The organism is Erysipelatoclostridium sp. MSK.7.34 (genome assembly GCF_019041935.1).
GTDB lineage: Bacteria > Bacillota_I > Bacilli_A > Erysipelotrichales > Coprobacillaceae > Thomasclavelia > Thomasclavelia ramosa.
The window spans coordinates 38939-61306 of the sequence record NZ_JAHPYJ010000007.1 but is presented as its reverse complement, the minus strand read 5'-3'; the positions used below and the strand labels follow the sequence as shown (position 1 = coordinate 61306).

19 protein-coding genes are annotated in these 22368 nt (G+C 31.8%); 16 read left to right on the top strand and 3 right to left on the bottom strand.

The genetic code is table 11. The features are described from left to right. Nucleotides 1-17 precede the first annotated feature (17 nt). Complete coding sequence (gene galE, locus KTF99_RS06825; protein WP_003534471.1) at nucleotides 18-992, bottom strand: UDP-glucose 4-epimerase GalE; 975 nt, start codon at nucleotides 990-992, stop codon at nucleotides 18-20. Between the two features lie 159 nt (nucleotides 993-1151). Between galE and KTF99_RS06820 the strand changes: the two genes are divergently transcribed. The 5 genes from KTF99_RS06820 (at nucleotide 1152) to KTF99_RS06800 (ending at nucleotide 7032) form a co-directional block, all read left to right on the top strand. Further along, entirely contained in the window at nucleotides 1152-2648 is a 1497-nt protein-coding gene (locus KTF99_RS06820) for a UDP-glucose--hexose-1-phosphate uridylyltransferase (RefSeq protein WP_201900503.1), read from the top strand. A 1-nt stretch (nucleotide 2649) separates the two neighbouring features. After that, nucleotides 2650-3660: an aldose epimerase family protein gene (locus KTF99_RS06815; RefSeq protein WP_003534469.1), complete on the top strand. Its 1011-nt coding sequence runs from the start codon at nucleotides 2650-2652 to the stop codon at nucleotides 3658-3660. Then, entirely contained in the window at nucleotides 3660-4937 is a 1278-nt protein-coding gene (locus tag KTF99_RS06810) for a galactokinase (RefSeq protein ID WP_029482454.1), read from the top strand. Before KTF99_RS06815 ends, KTF99_RS06810 begins: the two co-directional genes overlap by 1 nt. A 92-nt stretch (nucleotides 4938-5029) precedes the next feature. After that, the gene (locus KTF99_RS06805) at nucleotides 5030-5986 is read left to right on the top strand and encodes an ROK family protein (protein WP_029482463.1); all 957 of its coding nucleotides are present in this window, start codon (nucleotides 5030-5032) and stop codon (nucleotides 5984-5986) included. 761 nt (nucleotides 5987-6747) lie between these two features. After that, a complete protein-coding gene (locus KTF99_RS06800) occupies nucleotides 6748-7032 on the top strand; it encodes a hypothetical protein (RefSeq protein ID WP_003534463.1) in 285 nt (94 codons plus the stop codon). 54 nt (nucleotides 7033-7086) lie between these two features. On the opposite strand, the gene KTF99_RS06795 is transcribed toward KTF99_RS06800, so the two are convergent. Then, a complete protein-coding gene (locus KTF99_RS06795; RefSeq protein ID WP_008792754.1) occupies nucleotides 7087-7344 on the bottom strand; it encodes a DUF2624 family protein in 258 nt (85 codons plus the stop codon). Between the two features lie 271 nt (nucleotides 7345-7615). Here KTF99_RS06795 and KTF99_RS06790 point away from each other — a divergent pair, with 271 nt between their 5' ends. The 7 genes from KTF99_RS06790 to KTF99_RS06760 all read left to right on the top strand — a co-directional run bounded on the left by KTF99_RS06790 (nucleotide 7616) and on the right by KTF99_RS06760 (nucleotide 16364). Further along, the gene (locus tag KTF99_RS06790; RefSeq protein WP_029482467.1) at nucleotides 7616-8050 is read left to right on the top strand and encodes a MarR family winged helix-turn-helix transcriptional regulator; all 435 of its coding nucleotides are present in this window, start codon (nucleotides 7616-7618) and stop codon (nucleotides 8048-8050) included. Further along, a complete protein-coding gene (locus KTF99_RS06785; protein ID WP_008792753.1) occupies nucleotides 8043-9380 on the top strand; it encodes an MATE family efflux transporter in 1338 nt (445 codons plus the stop codon). The genes KTF99_RS06790 and KTF99_RS06785 overlap by 8 nt, the downstream gene beginning before the upstream one ends. Nucleotides 9381-9780: 400 nt before the next feature. Then, nucleotides 9781-12792 (top strand): glycoside hydrolase family 2 TIM barrel-domain containing protein, encoded by a 3012-nt coding sequence (locus KTF99_RS06780; RefSeq protein ID WP_118248651.1) that lies wholly within the window; start codon nucleotides 9781-9783, stop codon nucleotides 12790-12792. A gap of 111 nt (nucleotides 12793-12903) precedes the next feature. Next, a complete protein-coding gene (gene pyk, locus KTF99_RS06775) occupies nucleotides 12904-14334 on the top strand; it encodes a pyruvate kinase (protein ID WP_003534452.1) in 1431 nt (476 codons plus the stop codon). A 52-nt stretch (nucleotides 14335-14386) separates the two neighbouring features. Then, nucleotides 14387-15022 (top strand): sugar O-acetyltransferase, encoded by a 636-nt coding sequence (locus KTF99_RS06770; RefSeq protein WP_008792751.1) that lies wholly within the window; start codon nucleotides 14387-14389, stop codon nucleotides 15020-15022. 55 nt (nucleotides 15023-15077) lie between these two features. Further along, complete coding sequence (locus KTF99_RS06765) at nucleotides 15078-15341, top strand: hypothetical protein (RefSeq protein ID WP_003534448.1); 264 nt, start codon at nucleotides 15078-15080, stop codon at nucleotides 15339-15341. Between the two features lie 117 nt (nucleotides 15342-15458). After that, complete coding sequence (locus tag KTF99_RS06760) at nucleotides 15459-16364, top strand: ROK family protein (protein ID WP_008792750.1); 906 nt, start codon at nucleotides 15459-15461, stop codon at nucleotides 16362-16364. 129 nt (nucleotides 16365-16493) lie between these two features. Here KTF99_RS06760 and KTF99_RS06755 read toward each other — a convergent pair whose 3' ends face one another. Beyond that, nucleotides 16494-17657, bottom strand: a complete 1164-nt coding sequence (locus KTF99_RS06755; RefSeq protein ID WP_003534445.1) for an aminotransferase class I/II-fold pyridoxal phosphate-dependent enzyme — start codon at nucleotides 17655-17657, stop codon at nucleotides 16494-16496. Between the two features lie 293 nt (nucleotides 17658-17950). Between KTF99_RS06755 and KTF99_RS06750 the strand changes: the two genes are divergently transcribed. Genes KTF99_RS06750 through KTF99_RS06740 form a run of 4 tightly spaced genes read left to right on the top strand, consistent with a single transcriptional unit; the run spans nucleotide 17951 to nucleotide 22109 of the window. Continuing rightward, nucleotides 17951-18418 carry a PTS sugar transporter subunit IIA gene (locus KTF99_RS06750; protein ID WP_029482470.1) on the top strand — a complete coding sequence of 156 codons (468 nt, stop codon included), beginning with the start codon at nucleotides 17951-17953 and terminating at the stop codon, nucleotides 18416-18418. Between the two features lie 4 nt (nucleotides 18419-18422). Further along, complete coding sequence (locus tag KTF99_RS17100) at nucleotides 18423-18629, top strand: MFS transporter (RefSeq protein ID WP_254210104.1); 207 nt, start codon at nucleotides 18423-18425, stop codon at nucleotides 18627-18629. Between the two features lie 8 nt (nucleotides 18630-18637). Further along, complete coding sequence (gene melB, locus KTF99_RS06745) at nucleotides 18638-19891, top strand: melibiose:sodium transporter MelB (protein ID WP_254210103.1); 1254 nt, start codon at nucleotides 18638-18640, stop codon at nucleotides 19889-19891. Further along, nucleotides 19881-22109 carry an alpha-galactosidase gene (locus KTF99_RS06740; protein ID WP_195991913.1) on the top strand — a complete coding sequence of 743 codons (2229 nt, stop codon included), beginning with the start codon at nucleotides 19881-19883 and terminating at the stop codon, nucleotides 22107-22109. The genes melB and KTF99_RS06740 overlap by 11 nt, the downstream gene beginning before the upstream one ends. The last annotated feature ends 259 nt before the right edge of the window (nucleotides 22110-22368 follow it).

Genomic DNA, 22368 nt, shown 5'->3' with positions numbered 1-22368 from the left:
GTACTTAATATTATAACCTATTTTCGGCCAATATAAAAGTTCCAAGCGGTAGAAATTATTTTTTCTATGTCAGTATATTTAGGTTCCCAACCTAATATTTCTTTTGCCTTTGTATTATTAGCAACTAATTTTGCAGGATCACCAGCACGACGTGCCGCCTTTGTAACTGCAATAGGCAGATTTGTAACTTTTTTGGCAGCGTTGATAATTTCTAAAACTGAATAGCCCTCACCATTACCTAAGTTAAATATATTGCTTGGATTTCCAGCTTTTAAATAATTTAAAGCCTTGATATGCGCATCGGCAAGATCCATTACATGAATATAATCACGAATACAGGTACCATCTTTAGTATCATAATCATCACCAAATACATAAATACTTTCTCTAATTCCTAATGGGACTTGTAAAATTAATGGAATCAAGTGTGTCTCAGGATTATGAAGTTCACCAATTTTACCATTTGGATGGGCACCGCAAGCATTAAAATATCTTAAAGCTACAAAACTCATTCCATAAGCGCTAGAACACCATTTCATCAATTTTTCCATTGCTAATTTAGTTTCTCCGTATGGATTAGTTGGATATGTTTCATCGTCTTCCTCGATTGGAATACGTTTAGGTTCACCATAAGTTGCAGCAGTAGAAGAAAAGACAATATGTTTTACACTATGATTTTTCATTACTTCAAGTAAAACAATCATGCCATAAACATTATTATCATAATATTCTAATGGCTCTTTCATACTAACACCAACTAATGAATTGGCGGCAAAATGAATTACACCATCAATTTTTTCTTGTTCAAAAACATTATTTAAAAATGTTTTATCACGTAGATCTCCTTGATAAAACTTGGCTTTAGGATGAATCAATTCTTTAAAACCAGTTTGAAGGTTATCAACGATAACTACCTCTTTTCCATTTTCGATTAATTGATATACAGTATGGCTTCCAATATAGCCAGCACCACCTAATACTAATATACTCATTTTGAGTCCCCCTTTTTTATTTTTACAACGCTATTATAATTCTTTAGTAAACATTAGTCAATAAATTAGTAAATATTTACTTATAATTTAGTAAAAATGATTGACAATATTTATAGTTAGAGCTACAATATAATTGTGTAAAAGGGAGGAATTACTATAATGAACCATGAAATTAATCGGTTAATTCAGTTTGCTTTAGACAAAGAGATGATTACTAAAGATGAATGTGATTATTCAGTAAACCTATTATTAGATTTATTTGATGAAAATGACTTTGAATATGAAGAGATTAGTGAACACTTACCGTTAGCGACACCTATCTTAGAAAAGATGTTGGATCATGCAGTAACAAAAGGATTAATTGAGGATAATACCACAAGTAGAGATCTATTTGATACTAAAATAATGAATTGTATTATGCCTAGACCCCATACTGTAAATGAAAAATTTAAGCAGAAATATATGGTAAGTCCTAAAGTAGCAACTGATTATTATTACAAATTATCAATTGCTTCTAATTATATTAGAAAGAGTCGTACGGATAAAAATATTATTTGGAAAAAGTATGTTAAATATGGAAATATTGAGATTTCTATCAATTTATCAAAACCGGAAAAAGATCCAAAAGAAATTGCTAAAGCTAAATTGATTAAATCAAGCGGATATCCTAAATGTTTATTGTGTAAAGAAAACGTTGGTTTTAGTGGCGATTTGAATCGGGCGGCTCGACAAACTCATCGAATTATTCCAATTGAATTGGCGACTGGAAATTATTATTTACAATATTCACCATATGTTTATTATAATGAGCATTGTATTGTGTTTAATGAGGAACATAAGCCGATGGTGATTAATGAGAACACGTTTAAGAATCTGTTTTCATTTTTAGATATATTTCCTCATTACATGATTGGATCAAATGCTGATTTACCAATTGTTGGTGGATCAATCTTAAGTCATGATCACTATCAAGGTGGAAATTATGAATTTCCAATTCAAGGGGCAGAAGTTTTAAAGACACTAATTTCTGATAAATATCCAAGTACATTGATTGAAGTGGTTAAATGGCCATTATCGACAGTTCGATTAACTTCAGAGAATAAAGAAGAATTAGTCGCTTTATCAGTGAAAATGTTAGATTACTGGCGCCATTATAATGCTCCAGTTTTAGATATAATCTCGCATACAGAGGATATTCCGCATAACACAATTACACCGATTGCTCGTCGTAAAGGTGATAAGTATCAAATTGATTTAGTCTTAAGAAATAATCGGACAAGTACAAAATATCCTGATGGAATTTTTCACCCTCATCAAGAATCACATCATATTAAAAAAGAAAATATTGGTCTGATCGAAGTAATGGGGTTAGCTATTTTACCAGCTCGATTAAAAGATGAATTAAAATTATTAAGTGACTGTTTATTGAAAAAAGCAAAGATTGAAGAATATCCAGAATTAGATAAACACCATTCATGGTATCAACAGTTGTTAGCGCAACATGAATTTACAGAGACAAATATTGATGAAATCTTGAAGGAAGCAGTAGCAATTAAATTTGTTAATGTATTAGAAGATGCTGGTGTTTTTAAAATGGATGATTATGGAATTGATGCCTTAACAAGTTTCGTGGAAACAGTTTTGAAAGGAGAATAAGATGATAAAGGTAATCGAAAAGATTGATGATAAAATTGATCTAATTCAAATGAAAAATGATGATTTAGAAGTTGTTGTTTCAAACTATGGTTGTACGATTGTTAAAGTTTTAATGAAAGATAAAGATGGAAATATTGATGATGTAGTGCTAGGGTATGATGATTTTAGAGATTATCAGACTAAAGACGCTTATTTAGGGGCATTAGTTGGGAGAACAGCTAATCGTATCGGTAAAGGTAAGTTTACTTTAAACAGTGAAACTTATACGCTGCCAATTAATAATGGTCCTAATTGTTTACATGGTGGGGTCAAAGGTTTTTCATATCAGATATTTGATTATCAAATACTTGAGGATTCAATTGAGTTTACTTATTTGTCAAAAGATGGTGAAGAGGGATATCCTGGTAATTTAGCATTCAAAGCAATTTACACTTTAAATAAAGATACTTTAATTGTACGTTATCAAGCAACTAGTGATAAGGATACAATTATTAATATTACTAATCATTCGTATTTTAATTTGTCGGGGGCTAAAGAAGATATTTATAATCATCAATTGTTAGTGCATAGTGATAAATATGCATGTGTTGATTCTGATGGATTACCGACTGGTAAATTTAATCTAGTAAAAGATACTCCATTTGATTTTAATTCAATGACAAGAATTGGTGATGTAATTGATAGTGATGATGAGCAGCTTAAATTAGGTGCCGGTTATGACCATCCGTTCATTTTTAACCAAGATAAAGACCAAGCTATATTATATCATGAAGCTACTGGACGTAAATTGACAGTAAGTACATCATTGCCGGGAGCTCAAATTTATAGTGCTAATTATTTAGATGGACGTATCGGTAAATATGGAATTGTATATCCAAGAAGATTCGCATTATGTATTGAAACTCAAAATCTTCCCGATGCAATTAATATTGAAGAGGACCCAACAACAATTTTAAAGAAAGGTGAAGTATATGATGAAATAACATCATATAAATTTGAGGTAATAAAATAATGATTAAAGCAACAATTTTAGTAGAAGAATTAAATAATAAAAAGTATGATGAGTTATTAAATGATATTTATGCAGATACAAATCTTTTAGATTATCAACGTGAGCGATATGTTAAAGCAATCAATAAATATGTATCATTGTATGGTGATACCGATGTAGAAATTTACAGTGCTCCAGGACGTAGCGAAGTAGGAGGAAATCATACAGATCATCAGCATGGTTGTGTTTTAGCAGCAGCAGTTAATCTTGATGCAATCGCTGTTGTTGGAAGAGTTGACAATAAAATTAAAGTATTATCTGATGATTTTGATATTGCGCCAATTAATTTAGAAGACTTAGAAATAAAAAAGGCTGAAGAAGGAACATCTGAGGCTTTAATTCGTGGGGTATGTGCTCGGTTAAAAGAATTAGGATATAATGTTGGTGGTTTTAATGCTTTTATTACTAGTGATGTATTAATGGGAGCAGGATTATCATCTTCAGCAGCTTTTGAAACGATTATTGGTACTATTATTTCTGGTTTATATAATGATATGACTATTGACCCTGTTGTAATTGCTCAAGTTGGTCAATATGCTGAAAATGTATACTTTGGTAAACCTTGTGGTTTAATGGATCAATGTGCTAGTTCAGTAGGTAGCTTGATTAATATTGATTTTAATGATGTGGCTAAGCCAATTGTTAATAAAGTAGATGTTGATTTTTCTAAATTTGGACACAGTTTATGTATTGTTGATACAAAAGGATCACATGCTGATTTAACTGATGAATATGCAGCAATTCCTATGGAAATGAAAAAAGTAGCTAACTATTTTGGTAAAGAATTTTTACGTGAAGTAGATGAGGAAGATTTCTTTAATGATATAGCAGGTGCTAGAAAAGCTTGTCAAGACCGGGCAGTTTTAAGAGCAATTCATTTATTTGAAGAAAATAAACGGGTTGATCAAGAAGTTAAGGCTTTAAACAATAGTGATTTTGAAACATTTAAAAAAGTTGTTAAGGAATCTGGAGATAGTTCTTATAAGTTCTTGCAAAATGTGTATGCAAACTGCGATGTTCAGAATCAAAGTGTTTCAATTGGATTAGCCATGTCAGAAAAAATTATTGGCCGAAATGGCGTTTGTCGGGTTCATGGTGGTGGTTTTGCGGGAACGATTCAAGCTTTTGTTAAAGATGAATTTGTAACTGCTTATAAGACTGAAATTGAAAGAGTTTTTGGTAAAGGAAGCTGTCATGTATTAAAAGTTCGCAAGTATGGCGGTAAAAAAGTAATTTAAAAGTTGGGCAGAAGAAAGTGAACTCTGTTATTTGAGCATATTAAAATAATGGAGCTTCACTATAGAAATGCCCTTTTTTAATAGGAGGAAAAATGTATTATTTGGGAGTAGACTTGGGCGGAACAACTATTAAAGCAGGACTCTTTGATGAACAGTTACAATTATTAAAAATGGTTCAAAAAAATACAGGAGCAAGTTTGGGTGCAGATATAGTTTTAAAAAGAATTGAAAAATGTTTAGAAATATTAGTTTTAAAGAATAATCTTTCATTTGAACAGATAGATGCTCTAGGTATAGGAGTACCGGGTTTGTTAAATCGAAATGACGGTATTTCTTTATTTTCTCCTAATTTTAATAATTGGCACAATGTCAAGATCAAAGAATGGTTTGAACATAAGTGGCTGATTCCAACTGTAATTGATAATGATGTTAGAATGCATCTTTATGAAGAATTGTATTTTGGAGCTGGGAAAGGTTTTAAAAATATTATTTTAATTGCAATTGGGACCGATTTAGGTTCTGGAATCGTAGTAGATGGACATGTTTTATACGGTGCAAATGACAGTGTCGGAGAAATTGGGCATATGAATATGTATCGTCATGGGAGAGCTTGTCGTTGTGGTAGTAGTGGGTGCTTGGGTAGGTACGTTTCTGCAGTTGGAATGATCAATACGTTTAAAGAAAAGGATATTGATCATATGAGTATTGTTAATAGATGGGTAAATAATTGTGATGAGATCACTGCAAAGATGATCTGCCAAGCTTATGATTTAAATGATTCGATTGTCGTTGCGACTCTTAAAGAGACAGGAGAAATACTTGGTTATGGGATAACTAACCTTATTAACTTATTTAATCCTGAACGTATTATTATTGGTGGTGGAGTATCAAATGCAGGAGAGCGGTTATTAGCTTCAACTCGAGAGGTTGCTGCTATTCATGCTTTGGAAATTGCTAGTAATAACTGTGATCTAGTGGTTGCAGAACTTGGGGAACAAGCGGGAATGTATGGTGCAGCTAAATACGCTAAAAGGAAACTAATATTATGATGCCGTCGTTAAACTAGATAAATCATACAATAGTAATCTTTTTTATTAATATTAGATTAGTATTTTTTATCTCTGTGTTTAATGAGAAAAGAAATAAAGTTTAAAAAGTACAAATTAGGTGAAAACAGTTTGTACTTTTTAAATTTGGTAATTATTACAAATATTCTTTGTTTATAGTAAAATTAGGAAATAGAAGTTATCAAGCTTGATGTTATAAATGAGGAAAAATTGAGGATTGTGATCTGTATAAGCTTTAAATGGCCAATGATAAATTTTTGAAATATAGCTATTTTTAATCATTTGAAATAACTAGGATTTAATTAGACAATTGATCTGGGAAATAAGTTATTTTTCCTTAAAAATATTTTTGATAAGCAGATTGTTTTTTATATCTTTAATAAAAAAAAGGAGATAATTAAATTTTTTGCACGAATAATATAAAAGGTGCTCGCAATTAAATTTATTGTAGAAATGGTTCAAGGGGAAAATGGTGGATTATTATTTGGAAATGTCAATAAGAGAATTAAGTTATTGTATGACGATGAATATGGGGTAAATTAAATATTTTTAGTATTATTGATTATGATGTGATTATTTCAACTATTTTACCAATTATTCTCAATGAAAATATTGAAAAAATGAGCATAGTTTGTCAACGGGAGGACAATCTTATGCTCATTTATATTATACAACTTTTAAAAATTTTATCTATGATTTGAACTTGATTGTCATTTGTGGGATAATATTGAGCGGTGATAAAAATGAAAGATAGAGAGTTAATAGCTAGAATTATAATAAATATTTTAGATGTAAAAAATTGTCAACAGTGGGAACTGTTTACCGGAGAAGATATGTATGAACAAGTTTGTAATTATATCTTAAATATTAGTAAAGGAAATAATACTGCCGAAGAATATGCGCGTAAAATGATGGAAGAAAACAAACCGGTCATTGATAGGATTGTTCAAGGTGAAGATATTCCTAATGAAGAGTATAATGTGTTTACGGAATCTTTTAGAAAATATAACAGAAAGTTTAGAAGATAGTAACCCTATTTTTAATGATATTAAAAAGCGCCTAATTTTATTAGGTGCTTTTTATTAGTGAATCAAATATTCCTTTTCGATAATTGGCTTAAATTTGTCACAGGTAGCTTTATTCGTCACATTGGAAATCTCAATAAACAAAATCGGAGTATATTCTTCATTTACGATTGAATATGGGTTATTTTTAATTATTTGAAGAATTAACTCTAGGTCACGTTCTTCCATAGAAATATTATGTGCATAACAGATTTCTTTTAGATTATGTAATGATAGATTTTGCAAGCGATGATTCACTATTTGCCAATTTGTCATATAGCATCCTCCTTTCAAGCTATATATGATTAACTCATTTTCTATATTCATATTATACCGCTATGAAAAATGGATAACAAATGATATAGCTCATTGTTTTTTAATCTACGATAAAGTATTTTTGTTGTTATATTTAAAGATAACCACCCTAATAATATTTGTTTAACTTTCAACAAATATTAGTTTTTTCTTATTGTGAAAAAATGTAATTTATTCATAATAAATAGTTTATTATAGAACTGTTCATTAACGAACAGTTAGGAGTAGAGAAATGAAGAAAACCTTTTTAATGGCAATTTATCCTTATTTATTAAAGCAATATAATATTATGTTTGAAACAATACAAAAAAAGTATCAAATCACTCAAATTGAAATTGATGTATTGGCATTTTTAGCTAATAATCCTGAGTATCATCATGCTCAAGATATTGTCAATATCCGTGGTATTTCTAAGGCGTATGTTTCTTGTTCGCTTGACAAACTAGTCAAAAGAGGGTTCGTTGAACGCCAAGTAGATAATGAAAATCGTCGTTGTAATTGTTTGTTTGTAACACCATATGCTAATGAGCTGATTAAAGAAATTCGGGCTGTTCAAGATAATTATAATGAAATTGCTTATCAGGGGTTAAGTGATCAAGATAAAGAACAGTTTAACCGATTAATTAGCCAAATTTATGAAAATTTAGGAGGGAATAACAATGAATGAGCGACTTGCTAATGAAAAAATTTCAAAGTTACTGTTATCACTGGCGATACCATCGATCTTAGCACAAATGGTAACCTTGCTATACAATTTAGTGGATCGAATTTATATTGGAAGAATGGAGGATGGAGCTTTAGCAATTGCTGGAATTGGTTTGTGTAGTGCAATTATTACAATAATTACCGCTTTTACTAATTTGTTTGGCCGTGGTGGGGCACCATTAGCTTCAATAAGTCTAGGAGCTGATGAAAATGACCAAGCAAATAAAATAATCTCAAATTGTTTTAGTTCTTTAGTATTAAGTTCAATAGTTATCATGATTGTTTTATATATATTTGGTGAAGAAATTTTATTATTGTTTGGTGCAAGTGCAAATACGTTATCATATGCCAAAGATTATTTAAATATTTATTTATTGGGGACGATTTTTGTACAATTAAGTGTGGGAATGAATTATTTTATTAATTGCCAAGGGTATGCGAAGTTTGGAATGTTAACGTTAGTTATTGGAGGCGCGTTAAATATTATTCTAGATCCAATTTTTATTTTTACTTTAAATATGGGAGTAGCGGGAGCGGCCTTGGCTACGATCATTTCGCAATTTGTTTCTTTTTTATGGGTAATGCATTTTATTTTTTCGAAACGGTCAACAATAAAAATAAAGAAAGAATACTTGTTCTTTGATAAAATAATTATGAAAAGAGTATTGGGTTTAGGGATTTCACCATTTTTTATGAATAGTACGGAGGGAATCTTACAAGTATGTTTTAATCGACAATTATTATTTTTTGGCGGTGATATTGCCGTTAGTTCTATGACAATTATGGCTTCAATGGCCCAAATTGTCTTTTTACCAATGGAAGGAATAGCCCAAGGGAGCCAGCCGATAATTTCTTTTAATTATGGTGCTAGACAAAAAGAACGAGTTATTGAGGCAATCAAAATGGTAATTAAGGTGGCCTTGACATTTTCAGTAATAATGGTAACTTTGATGGAGTTGTTCCCGGCGCTTTTTGTTAGCATGTTTACTAACGATCCAGAACTAATGGAATTGGGGGTAAAGATGTTAAGAGTGTATATCTTTGGCTATATTATTATTGGTGCTAATAGCTCTTTTCAACAAATCTATACATCATTGGGCGAAGGAAAAAGATCATTTTTCTTTGCTTTCTATCGCAAGATAATTTTATTAATTCCTTTGATTTATATTTTACCTAATTTCATTAGCAATGGTGTATTAGCGGTAATGCTGGCAGAACCAGTATCTGATTTATTAACAACAGGAACTAACGCGATTTTCTTCAAGCGTTTTATCAATGATAAGTTGAAATAATTACATAAAAATAAGAAAGGCGACAGGATAAGTCGCTTTTTGTATGCAATAAAATTCACAGATAATCTATGGGTCAAGAAAAAGCTTTAGTGCAGAGAAAATTATGTAGTTATAATAGGAAAAGTTACAAAGAATATATAAAGAGTCAATTAAAAGGTGGAATAACTTGTACTTGATTTAAAATAAGAATTAGCGTAAGTGGTAGAGACAGATTGCATGAAATGAAGGAACTTTAGCATTTACTCTGTATACCTGCACATGAAAATCTTCAGCTTAGCCGGAAGATAATTATTTATATAAAATATAAATAATTATCTTATTAAAAGAATTGAAAAATTTATTATATTTTAGTAAAATATATATGTATTTCACTAAAATATAAGTAAAATTGGAGGCTATTATGAAAGGAACACAAGCAGATTTAAATTGGTTAGCAGATCCTAAAGTTTTTGCGGTAAATCGCTTAAATGCTTATAGTGATCATTCTTATTATCTCGATATTGATAAAGCATTGAATGGAGATGCAATGGAATTAAAGCAGTCTTTAAATGGACGCTGGTATTTTAATTATGCTAAAAATCCTAATGAAAGATTTGTTGATTTTTATAAAGAGGATATTGATTGTCATTATTTTGATATGATCGATGTACCAGGTCATATTCAAATGCAAGGTTATGATCAGATGCAGTATATTAATACTTTATACCCATGGGATGGGCATGAGAAATTAAGACCACCACATATATCAAGTGACGATAATCCTGTAGGAAGTTACGTTTGCTATTTTGAAGTAAATGAAGCATTAAAGAATAAAACAACTCGTCTGGTTTTTGATGGAGTTGAAACGGCTTATTATGTTTGGCTAAATGGAGAATTTATTGGTTATAGTGAGGATTCATTTACGCCATCAAGTTTTGATGTAACTTATGCTTTAAAAGATGGTGAAAATAAATTAGCGGTTGAGGTTTATAAACGCTCTAGTGCCAGCTGGTTAGAAGATCAGGATTTTTGGCGCTTTTCAGGGATTTTTAGAGATGTAAGTTTATATGCTATAGAAGACATTCATATTAATGATCTGTTTGTTAAGACTACTTTAAAAAATAATTATAAAGATGTCCAGGTATCGGTCAATTTAGATGTAATTGCTAAAAAAGAGGGCTATCTAAATACTGCTTTATATGATCAGAATAATAATATTATTTATCAAGCAAAGCAATTGCCATTAACTAATTTTTCGTTTGGACTGACTAATGTTAATTTATGGTCAAGTGAAAATCCATATTTGTATAAACTATTGTTAACCGTTTATGATCATGATGATAATTTAGTAGAAGTTATACCACAAAAAATTGGATTTAGAGAGTTTAAAATGGATCAAGGGATAATGAAGTTAAATGGTCAAAGAATTGTCTTTAGAGGTGTTAATCGTCATGAATTTGCTGCTGATAAAGGTCGGGCTATTACAAAAGAGGATATGCTATACGATATCAAATTTATGAAAATGCATAACATTAATGCAGTAAGAACATCTCATTATCCAAATCAATCATTGTGGTATGATCTATGTGATGAGTATGGAATTTATTTAATTGATGAAGCAAATTTAGAGAGTCATGGTTCATGGCAAAAATTAGGTGCTTGTGAACCGTCATGGAATATTCCAGGAAACCTGCCACAATGGCATGATGTCGTTGTTGATCGTGCTAATACAATGCTACAACGTGATAAAAATCATCCTTCGATTTTAATTTGGTCATGTGGTAATGAATCATACGCGGGAACAAATATTGTTGCTATGGCTAATCATTTTAGAGAAAATGATCCGACTCGTTTAGTTCATTATGAAGGTTGTGTATGGAATCGTGATTATTGTGAAGCAACTGACATGGAATCACGTATGTATGCAAAAGCGAAAGAAATTGAAACATATTTACAGGGCAATCCTGCAAAACCGTATATTAGTTGTGAATATATGCATGCTATGGGAAACTCTCTAGGTGGAATGAAACATTATACTGATTTAGAAGATAAGTATGCTCAATATCAAGGTGGTTTTATTTGGGACTATATTGATCAGGCAGTGTACTATACAAATGGTTATGGTGAAAAAGTTCTTGGTTATGGTGGAGATTTTAAAGAACGCTATACTGATTATAATTTCTGTGGCGATGGAATTGTTTTTGCTGATCGTACTATTTCGCCAAAAGCTCAAGAAGTTAAATATTTATATCAAGATATTATTATTAAGCCGACAGATGCAGGTGTCATAATTACAAATAAAATGATGTTTAGTAATACTAGTAAATATCAATTTGTTTATCAATTAAAACAAGGTAAAAAAGTTTTACAGGAGGGATGTTTCATAGCCGATGTAAAACCTGGAGACTCTAAAGAAATATTGATTCCGTGGTTAACAAAATTAGATAAAGAAGCTGTTAAGACAGTTAGTGCTTTATTGAAAGATGATCAAATTTGGGCTAAAGCTGGTTTTGAAGTTGCTTTCGGTCAAACTATAGTTGGTGAATATAAACCGCTCTCAGTTTCTAAACAACCGCTAAAAGTTATTATTGGTGATGGTAATATCGGTATAAGATACAATGATTTTGAAGTGATGTTTGCTAATAGTGAAGGATTAATTTCATTAAAATATGGGAACCATGAATATATCGCAAGAGCTCCACGTCCTGTTTTTAGCCGAGCATCAACTGATAATGAACGCGGGTATAAACATGAGGTGAATAGTTCAATGTGGTTTGGGGCTTCAACTTTTTATAATTGTACTAAGTTTAATTATGAAGTTGCCTCTGATTATAGTAGTGTAAAAGTATTTTTTGAGTATACTTTACCGGTAATTCCTGCAACTACTGTTGATATAGTCTTTACAGTACGGGCACCAGGTATTATTAGGGTTGATTATCATTATCATGGAAAAGCAGGATTACCAGAATTACCATTAATAGGAATGTGTTTTAAACTGTATGATCAAGTTGATCGTTTTGAATATTTAGGTCGTGGACCTTTAGAAAATTATATTGATCGTAAGGATGGAGCAAAAATTGATGTTTATGATTGTCTTGTTAAGGATAACTTATCGCCATATTTAGTTCCACAAGAATGTGGAAATCGCTGTGATTTGCGTTATTTAGCAATAACTGATGAAAAAGATCAAGGAATTTGTTTCAAAATGATCGATCAGCCATTCGAAGCAACTGTTCTTCCATATAGCTTGCAGACTTTAGAAGCTGCAATGCATCAAGAAGAATTACCAAAATCATATTTTACCTTTGTAACTATTTTAGCTGCTCAAATGGGTGTTGGCGGTGATGATAGTTGGGGTGCTCCAATACTCGAAGAATACTGTATTAAAGGTGAAGAAGATGTTGAATACGCTTTCGAAATTTGTAAGCGTTAATCAACTAAAAATCTTTTGATAAATGTTATCAAAAGTCTCGCAAGTGTTTTTTAGATGGGCTATAATAAACATGTATGATAAATTGAGAAGGAAAAGGATGGTAATGACGATATGCTAAAAAACGAAGTAATGAGTAAAACAAAAATTGTATGTACGATAGGACCAGCATCAGATAACAAAGAGATGTTAACTAAATTAGTTAAAGCTGGAATGAATGTAATGAGACTTAATTTTTCTCATGGAACTCATCCTGAGCATCAGGCAAAAATTGATTTGATTACTGAAATCAATAAGGAGTTGGATACAAGCGTTGCTATTTTATTAGATACTAAAGGGCCGGAAATTAGAACAGGTGATTTTATCGATGGTTCAACTGAATTTAAAAAAGGTCAGGTTGTCACAATTTGTCAAGAAGATATTGTCGGAACAAGTGATCGTTTTACAATCACTTATAAAGAATTATATAAGGATGTAAAACCTGGTGGGTTTATTTTGGTAAATGACGGTCAAGTGGAATTGCTAGTTGATCATGTTGAAGGTACAGACATTGTATGTGTTTGTGCTAATAACGGAATTGTAAAAAATAAAAGGGGAATCAATGTACCGGGAATTAAATTAGGTTTCGATTATCTATCACCAAAAGATATTGATGATTTAACTTATGGATGTACACAACCATTCAATTATGTGGCTGCTTCTTTTGTAAGACGTGCACAAGATGTATTTGATGTAAAAAAACTTTTGGTTGAAAATGGTCGACCTGATATTCAAATCATTGCTAAGATTGAAAATAGCGAAGGTGTTGAAAACATAGATGAGATTCTAAAAATAGCTGATGGGATTATGGTTGCCCGTGGTGATTTAGGAGTTGAAGTACCTGCAGAGGATGTCCCATTGATTCAAAAGGAAGTCATTACGAAATGTAAGGATATGGGAAAATTAGTTATTACTGCTACTCAAATGCTTGAAAGTATGCAGCAAAATCCTCGCCCGACTCGTGCAGAAGTAAGTGATGTTGCCAATGCTATTTTTGATGGAACAGATGCAATCATGCTATCTGGGGAATCTGCATCAGGCCTATATCCACAAGAAGCAGTAATGACAATGAGTAAGATTGCTTTAAAAACAGAAAATAGCTTAGATTATGATGCATTACATCGTCAAGCTGTAAGAACTGCTCCACAAGATACATCTGAAGCTATTTGTATGTCAGTTGCAGAAATTGCCTCTAAATTCCAAGTTGCAGCGATTATTGCTTTTACTGAAAGTGGATTTACTGCTCGAAAAATGTCTCGTTATCGTCCTGAAGCTCGGATCATTGCTGCTACACCTGAAGTAGCAACTACTAGAGCCCTTGCAATTAACTGGGGAGTAAAACCAGTAAAATGCAAAACAATGAAAACACGTTCAAGTATGATGGATTATGCTGAAATCATTGCAAAAGAAAATGGTGTTGAATCGGGAGAACTTATTTTAGTTACTGGTGGTAAACCAGGACTTAAAGGGGATACTAGCTATTTAGAGTTAGTTCGTGTTAAATAATATTAAGGATATGACACCCAGCTTAGCTGGGTGTTTATCATAAGGAGGATATATGTTATTAAAAGATAAAATGAAGAACGGTCAATTATATCGGGAATTTGGCCATGAAAATATAGAAGATCAAGAGTATGAAAAAGAAATTGAACGTCAAAGATTAAATTGTAAAGCAAGAATGTTCGAGTATAATCATTGTCATCCTGATAATAAAAAAGAAAAACAGGATATTTTAAGAGGGTTACTAGGCCATGCTGGTGAAAATATATGGATTGAAGCTCCCGCTTATTTTGCCTACGGCTGTAATACCTATATTGGTGAAAATTTTTATGCTAATTTTAATTTGGTTGTTGTTGATGATATTGAAGTTCATATTGGTAACAATGTAATGGTTGCTCCAAATGTTACATTATCAGTAACTGGTCATCCTGTTGATCCGGAATATCGAAGAGGTGGAACGCAATTTTCATTGCCGATTGTAATTGGGGATGATGTTTGGATCGGTGCAAATAGTGTTATTTTACCGGGGGTTACGATTGGTGACAATAGTGTTATTGGAGCTGGTAGTGTTGTAACCCAAGATATTCCAGCAAATTCTGTTGCTTATGGGGTACCATGCCGAGTAATTCGCGAAATTAATGATTATGATAAAGAATATTATCGTAAAGGAAAAAAAGTTAATCTTGATTGGTAAAAGCCCATGCCTTCTTTAAAGGGATACATATTGTATAATAAAGTGAGGTGTTTAAATGGATCCGCTTCAAGATGAATATTACATGATTGATAATCAGTTAGATAGTCGGCAGCCAATTATTCCATTTTGGTTTTGGTGGTTATTTCCTCCACCATGGCAACCGGGACCACCATGGCAGCCAGGCCCACCGGGACCGGGACCACGACCACCATGGCAGCCAGGCCCACCAGGACCGGGACCACGACCACCATGGCAGCCAGGTCCCCCAGGACCAGGGCCACGACCCCCAGGACCGCCACCACGTCCGCCACGATGGTGAAATAGTAAAAAATAGGTACACAAATGTGTATCTATTTTCGTGTTTTGATAATTTATTGAATCTTGTTGGAAATATCGTTATACTTAAAAGTAAGAGCGAAATATGAAAGGAGATAATATGAATTATTTAACATTAGATATTGGTGGTAGTTCAATCAAGTATGCTTTATTAAATGAAACGGGAGAGTTTATTGAAAAAGGAAGTACAATTGCACCTCATCAAAGTATTGAGCAGTTTGTTGAGGTAATTGGAGAACTGTATGATAAGTATGCTGAACAAATTGTTGGTATGGCAATTTCTATGCCGGGTGCAATAGATCCTCAAAAGGGCTTTGCTTATACTGGTGGTGCATATAAATATATAAAAGATATGGAAATTGTAAAAATTTTACAAGAACGTTGCCCGTTGCCTATTACGATTGGTAATGATGCTAAATGTGCGGCTAATGCGGAAGTAGGATTTGGATGTTTAAAAGATGTTGATGATGCTGCTGTAATAATTTTAGGAACTGGAATAGGCGGTTGTATTGTTCGTGATGGTAAAGTTCATATTGGTAAACATTTCTCTTCAGGAGAATTTTCATGGATGCGGACTAATGGGGAAGATGGCAATAACCCTGAATGTGTATGGGCAGCTACGAATGGAATTCCTGGCTTATTAAAGGCAGTTCAAGAGTCTGTTGGAACAAAAGAACAATATAATGGTAAAGAGATTTTTGAAATGGCAAATAGTGGAGATAAAAAGGTACTTGCTGGGCTTGATAAATTCTGTAATCGTTTAGCTGTTCAAATTTATAATTTACAAGCACTTTTCGACCCAGAAAAAATTGCGATTGGTGGTGGTATCTCAGCACAACCATTATTATTAGAATTAGTTGAGAAACATATAGAAGAAATGTATCAAACTGGATTAAAGGCTAATTCACCAATTGCACGCCCTGTAGTTGTTCCTTGTCAATATCGTAATGATGCTAATCTATTAGGCGCTTTTTATCAACATTTACATACATGTAAGAAAAATTAACATAATGAAGCAAGGCCCAAACGGGTTTGCTTTTCTATTATATCTATAAATAATGATAAAAGTAGTTTGAGCAATAAAACCTCTTTTTGATTCTAACCAAAAAGAGGTTTGCTAATTGATATTTAAAATTTAATTTTTGAAAATATTAGTTGCTTTCATTTTAATGAAAGCCTTTTTTATTATTTCTTCATCTTGAATTAAAGCAATTCTAATATATCCTTCTCCTTCGCTGCCAAAAGCACTACCAGGAATAAATAAAATACCGGTTTGCTCAAATAAATCATTAACAAAATCAATTGACTTTTGATATAAGCTGGGAATTTTTGCCCAAATAAACATAGTTCCCTTTGTCTCTTTAATATTCCAGCCAATTTCTTGAGCACATTTTAAAAAGATATCGCGACGCCGCTGATAAGCCTCTCTTGTTTTTATAACACAATTTTGTTCACCGGTAATGGCTTCGATTGCTGCTAATTGAATAGGGATAAACATGCCATAATCCATATTAGATTTTAATGTTTTAAGCTGTTCAATAATTGCTTTGTTGCCAACTGCAAATCCAATTCGAGCACCAGCAAGCCCATAAGTTTTTGATAAGGAATTAAATTCAATACCTACATCTTTAGCGCCAGGATATGATAAAAAGCTTCTACCTAAGCCTTCAAATAATAGTTCGCTATAAGCATTATCGTGTAATACAATAATTTGATACTTTTTAGCAAAGTCAATTAATCTTAAATAAAACTTATCATTTGCAATCGCACAGGTAGGGTTGTTAGGATATGAAACAATCATAAATTTTGCTTTTTTAGCAATGGTTGGATCAATTTTATCAAAGTCAATCAAATAATTATTTTCTTCTTTTAAAGGCATATCGACAATATTTGCATTAGCAAGCAACGGCCCGTCTTTAAAAATAGGATAGCTAGGATTAGGAACTAAGACAATGTCACTATCGTTGATCAATGTCATTGCTAGATGTGCTAAGCCTTCCTGAGAACCCAGTAATGAACAAATTTCATCATCTTCTAAAATGACCTCATAACGTTTTTTATACCAAGCGATTACAGCCTTGATTAATTCTGGTAAATCATTAATCGCATAAACATAGTTTTTAGGATCTAGGGCAGCATTAGCAAGCACTTCTCTTATTCTTTTGGTAGGGGGAATATTTGGCGTACCCGTACTAAAATCAATTACTTCTTTTCCATTTTCACGTCTTAATGCTGCCTTTTTTGCTAAAATTGTAAAAATACTTTCTTGAAAAAGTTCCATTCGTTTTGAAAATTCCATTTAATAATTCACCTCGTGGTTTATTCTAATACAATGAATCTTAAAGTTAAAGGTAAAAAAATAAAAAAGCTACTTTATAATTTTAGTTAAAATGTTATAAAAATATGTCTTAATGTTGTATTTTGAAAATATATAATATTAATAAATAAATTTATTTCAATTACTTTCCTTTTGTAATTAGGGAATATATAACAAATTGACATATTTAAAATACATCTAATACTATTATAAATATATCCAAATGTTATAATTGTCGATATAGAAGCGCTTACAGTAAACTGAGGAGGAAAGTGATGGGAGTATTTAAAAAGGAAATTCAAGTTAATTGTCCGATAGAAGGAAAAGTTTATCCTTTAGAGTATTGTCCTGATGAAGTTTTTTCAAAAGGAATGACTGGAGAAGGGGTTGTAATATTTCCAACTGGTAATAGAGTTGTCGCACTAATTGATGGTAAAATAAATTTTATTTTTTCTTCAAAGCATGCAATTGTTTTGAAAGGTCAAGGAATAGATTTTCTAATTCATGTGGGTTTGGACACGAATCAACTAAACGGGGATGGCTTTAAAATATTTGTAGATCCTGATCAAGTTGTTAAACAGGGTGATATTTTGTTAACTTTTGATTCAGAAATATTAAAAAAACATCGTTGTATTGATGCAACACCGTTTGTTTTTACAAATTTAAATCGTAAAAATATAACTGTTAATAGATATGGTATGGTTAATTTAAATGAACCATTTATTATCGTTGAAAGGGGATAGAAAAATGAATAATGATAGATTATCATTTAAGGAAAAATATTCATATGGGGTAGGCGCAATTGGTAAGGATATGTGCTGTGGAATTATCTTTACTTATTGTATGTTGTATTTTACAGATGTTCTTAAATTATCAGCTTCATTTGTAGGAACATTGTTTTTCTTAGCAAAATTTTGGGATGCTGTTAATGATTTAGGTATGGGAATGATTTAGGTATGGGAATGATTGTTGATAACACCCATAGTAGATGGGGTAAATTTAGACCTTGGTTAGCAATTGGAACTATTGTTAATGCAATTATTTTAGTTGCTTTATTTACTGATTGGGGATTATCAGGAACTAGTTTGTATATATTTGCTGCTATTATGTATATCGTATGGGGAATGACATATACCGTCATGGATATCCCATATTGGTCAATGTTACCTAATTTAACATCAAATCCAGAAGAACGAGATCGTGTAGCTGTTATTCCAAGAATTTTTGCATCGATTGGGGGTTCTCTGTTAGTTGGTGGGTTTGGATTACAAATCATGGATTTCCTTGGAAATGGTGATGCTCAAGTGGGATATACAAATTTTGCTATTGTCATTGCCATTATTTTTATTGTAACTGTGGGAATTACTGTAGTTAATGTTAAATCAGCTGATCGAGTAGAAACAAAGAAACCAGAAAAGACTTCGTTTAGAAAGATGTTCGAAATAATTCGTAAAAATGATCAGCTGTTAGTAGCAATAGCAACGATTTTAACATTTAATTTTGGAATGAATTGTATTGCTGGGGTTCAAACTTATTATTTTATTTATGTTGCAGGCAATAAGGGATTATTTTCTGTTTTTACAATGTTTGCAGGATTTGCAGAGATTTTTGGTTTGATCATCTTTCCAAAGTTATCTCAAAGATTAAGTAAACAACAGGTGTATGCTTTAGCTAGTGGAATACCAGTAGTTGGTCTAATCATTTTATTAGTAACAGGATTTATTGCTCCGCAAAATTATATTTTAACAGCAGTAGCAGGGATTTGTGTCAAATTCGGTTCTGGATTACAATTAGGTACAGTGACAGTAGTATTAGCCGATGTTGTAGATTATGGAGAATATAAGCTAGGGACACGTAATGAGTCTGTAATTTTTTCAATTCAAACCTTATTAGTAAAATTTGCTTCAGCTATGGGTGCTTTATTTACAGGTTTTGCTTTAGATGCCACAGGATATGTTGCTGGAGCTTCTCAAACTATGGCAACTCAAAATGGAATGCGTATTATTATGGTTGCATTACCAATTATTTTAGTGCTAATAAGTTATATTATTTATAAAAAGTATTACAAATTAAACGGAGCGTACTATCAAAGAATTATGAATATAATCGCTTTAAGGAAAGAAGAAAATCAGATGATTCTTGATGATGTAACGGAAGATATAAAAAATTCAAATGAACCGATTATTGATTTAAAGGAGAAGAAATATGCCAATTAAATTTCATAAAACAACTAAGATATTTCATTTATATAATCAAGAGATAAGTTATATTTTTAAAATTTTAAAAAATAATCAATTAGGACAACTTTATTATGGTAAAGCAATCAAAGATCGTGAAAATTTTGATCATTTATTTGAAACTATGCAGCGACCAATGGCATCATGTGCTTTTGAAGGCGATTTAACATTTTCTTTAGAACATATTAAACAGGAATATCCTGCTTATGGCTCTGGTGATATGCGTCACCCTGCGATTGAAATCGCTCAAGCAAATGGTAGTCGAATCATTTCGTTTAACTATCAGGGGCATACTATTATAAGTGGTAAGCCTAAATTAGATAAATTACCCGCGACATATGTTGAATCACCAGATGAAGCAACAACTTTATTAATAACTTTATATGATAATATAATTGATTCAAAAATTATTTTAAGTTACACAATTTTTGAAAATATGCCGGTAATTACAAGAAATGCTTACATTGAAAATTGCGGTGAACAAAAAATAACTTTAGAGCAAGTGATGAGTATGTCACTTGATTTACCCGACAAAGAATATGAGATGATTGAATTAACAGGTGCTTGGGCTCGTGAAAGGAGCATTAAGGAGAGAAAGCTAGAGCATGGAATTCAATCTATATATTCTCTAAGAGGATGTTCAAGTAATAATTTTAATCCTTTCATCGCTTTAAAGCGTGAAAATTGTAATGAATATGCTGGTGAGGTTTTAGGATTTAGTTTTGTATATAGTGGGAATTTTTTAGCTCAGGTTGAAGTTGATACTTATGATGTTACAAGAGTGATGATGGGAATACATCCCCACTGTTTTAGCTGGAGTCTTGAAAAAGGAGAAAGTTTTCAAACTCCGGAAGTAGTCATGGTGTATTCAAATGATGGACTAAATAAAATGTCACAAACTTACCACAAACTTTATCAAAGACGATTGGCTCGTGGGAAATATCGTGATCAAGTACGACCTATTTTAGTTAATAATTGGGAGGCAACGTACTTTGATTTTGATGAAGAAAAAATTATGGATATTGCTGGAACTGCTCAAAAATTAGGAATCGAGTTATTTGTTCTTGATGATGGCTGGTTTGGTAAACGTAATAATGATGTTGCAGGGTTAGGTGACTGGTATCCGAATTTACAAAAATTACCAAGTGGAATTAGTGGTTTATCAAGAAAAATAAATAATCTGGGAATGAAGTTTGGTTTGTGGTTTGAACCAGAAATGGTCAATAAAAATTCTGATTTATATCGTAATCATCCACAGTGGATTTTAGAAACACCAAACCGTCCTAGTAGTCATGGACGTAATCAATTTGTATTAGATTTTTCAAATCCAGAAGTCGTTATTTATGTTTATAATATGATGACAGAAGTAATTGATAAAGCAAATATTTCTTATATTAAATGGGATATGAACCGCTGTATGACAGAAGTTTACTCTAGTTGTCACGATAGTGAGAGTCAGGGACGAGTTATGCATGAATATATTTTAGGAGTGTATCAGTTATATGAATTGTTAACAAGTCGTTTTCCTGAAATTTTATTTGAATCTTGTGCTAGTGGTGGTGCTCGTTTTGATCCAGGAATGATGTATTATGCACCACAATGTTGGACCAGTGATGATACTGATGCGCTAGAACGTTTGAAAATCCAATATGGAACATCAATGGTATATCCTGTTTCGAGTCTTGGAGCTCATGTATCGGCAGCGCCAAATCATCAGTTGTTGAGAAATACACCGATTGAAACAAGGGCAAATGTTGCTTATTTTGGTACTTTTGGATACGAATTAGATCTTAATAAATTAAGCATGGATGAACAGATAAAAGTTAAAGAAGAAATCACCTTTATGAAGGACTATCGGGAGATTATTCAGTTTGGAACGTTTTACCGTTTAAAAAGTCCATTTGAAGGTAATGAGACTGTTTGGATGGTTGTATCACAGGATCAGAATACTGCTATTATTGGATATTATCGTACTTTGCAGGAAGTTAATGTTGGTTACCGTCGTGTAAAGCTGTTGGGATTAGATCCGGATAAAGAATATCATGTTAATCTTAATAATACAGTTCATTATGGTGATGAATTAATGAACTTGGGTTTAATTACAACTGATAGTTCTTGCGGTGAAAATAAAGAAAAATACGATGGGACTAATGGAGATTATTTATCTAGAATCTACGTATTAAAAGCAAAAATATAATAATCCTGAGTAAACCTCACCAGTTGGATAAGACAGGCTTAAGTGTAGAGCTATTCTACGGTAAACCGTTATTCTAGCTTGTGGGGTATTTATATATCAAAGAGAACTGTTTAGATGAGAAGTTTTTAATCAGATTTAAAATAGTTTATAGGTATGGATTTAGAATATTATAATCAAAAAGTCATAAATTAAAAGGATTGATTTCTTTATAAAGTAATCAATCCAAATATTTAATTATTATATTTAATTACATCTTTTT

Excerpts from the sequence above, each read along its gene's own strand:
- galE (WP_003534471.1), bottom strand. The coding sequence starts at position 992 with ATGAGTATATTAGTATTAGGTGGTGCTGGCTATATTGGAAGCCATACT.
- KTF99_RS06820 (WP_201900503.1), top strand. The coding sequence starts at position 1,152 with ATGAACCATGAAATTAATCGGTTAATTCAGTTTGCTTTAGACAAAGAG.
- KTF99_RS06815 (WP_003534469.1), top strand. The coding sequence starts at position 2,650 with ATGATAAAGGTAATCGAAAAGATTGATGATAAAATTGATCTAATTCAA.
- KTF99_RS06810 (WP_029482454.1), top strand. The coding sequence starts at position 3,660 with ATGATTAAAGCAACAATTTTAGTAGAAGAATTAAATAATAAAAAGTAT.
- KTF99_RS06805 (WP_029482463.1), top strand. The coding sequence starts at position 5,030 with ATGTATTATTTGGGAGTAGACTTGGGCGGAACAACTATTAAAGCAGGA.
- KTF99_RS06800 (WP_003534463.1), top strand. The coding sequence starts at position 6,748 with ATGAAAGATAGAGAGTTAATAGCTAGAATTATAATAAATATTTTAGAT.
- KTF99_RS06795 (WP_008792754.1), bottom strand. The coding sequence starts at position 7,344 with ATGACAAATTGGCAAATAGTGAATCATCGCTTGCAAAATCTATCATTA.
- KTF99_RS06790 (WP_029482467.1), top strand. The coding sequence starts at position 7,616 with ATGAAGAAAACCTTTTTAATGGCAATTTATCCTTATTTATTAAAGCAA.
- KTF99_RS06785 (WP_008792753.1), top strand. The coding sequence starts at position 8,043 with ATGAATGAGCGACTTGCTAATGAAAAAATTTCAAAGTTACTGTTATCA.
- KTF99_RS06780 (WP_118248651.1), top strand. The coding sequence starts at position 9,781 with ATGAAAGGAACACAAGCAGATTTAAATTGGTTAGCAGATCCTAAAGTT.
- pyk (WP_003534452.1), top strand. The coding sequence starts at position 12,904 with ATGCTAAAAAACGAAGTAATGAGTAAAACAAAAATTGTATGTACGATA.
- KTF99_RS06770 (WP_008792751.1), top strand. The coding sequence starts at position 14,387 with ATGTTATTAAAAGATAAAATGAAGAACGGTCAATTATATCGGGAATTT.
- KTF99_RS06765 (WP_003534448.1), top strand. The coding sequence starts at position 15,078 with ATGGATCCGCTTCAAGATGAATATTACATGATTGATAATCAGTTAGAT.
- KTF99_RS06760 (WP_008792750.1), top strand. The coding sequence starts at position 15,459 with ATGAATTATTTAACATTAGATATTGGTGGTAGTTCAATCAAGTATGCT.
- KTF99_RS06755 (WP_003534445.1), bottom strand. The coding sequence starts at position 17,657 with ATGGAATTTTCAAAACGAATGGAACTTTTTCAAGAAAGTATTTTTACA.
- KTF99_RS06750 (WP_029482470.1), top strand. The coding sequence starts at position 17,951 with ATGGGAGTATTTAAAAAGGAAATTCAAGTTAATTGTCCGATAGAAGGA.
- KTF99_RS17100 (WP_254210104.1), top strand. The coding sequence starts at position 18,423 with ATGAATAATGATAGATTATCATTTAAGGAAAAATATTCATATGGGGTA.
- melB (WP_254210103.1), top strand. The coding sequence starts at position 18,638 with ATGATTGTTGATAACACCCATAGTAGATGGGGTAAATTTAGACCTTGG.
- KTF99_RS06740 (WP_195991913.1), top strand. The coding sequence starts at position 19,881 with ATGCCAATTAAATTTCATAAAACAACTAAGATATTTCATTTATATAAT.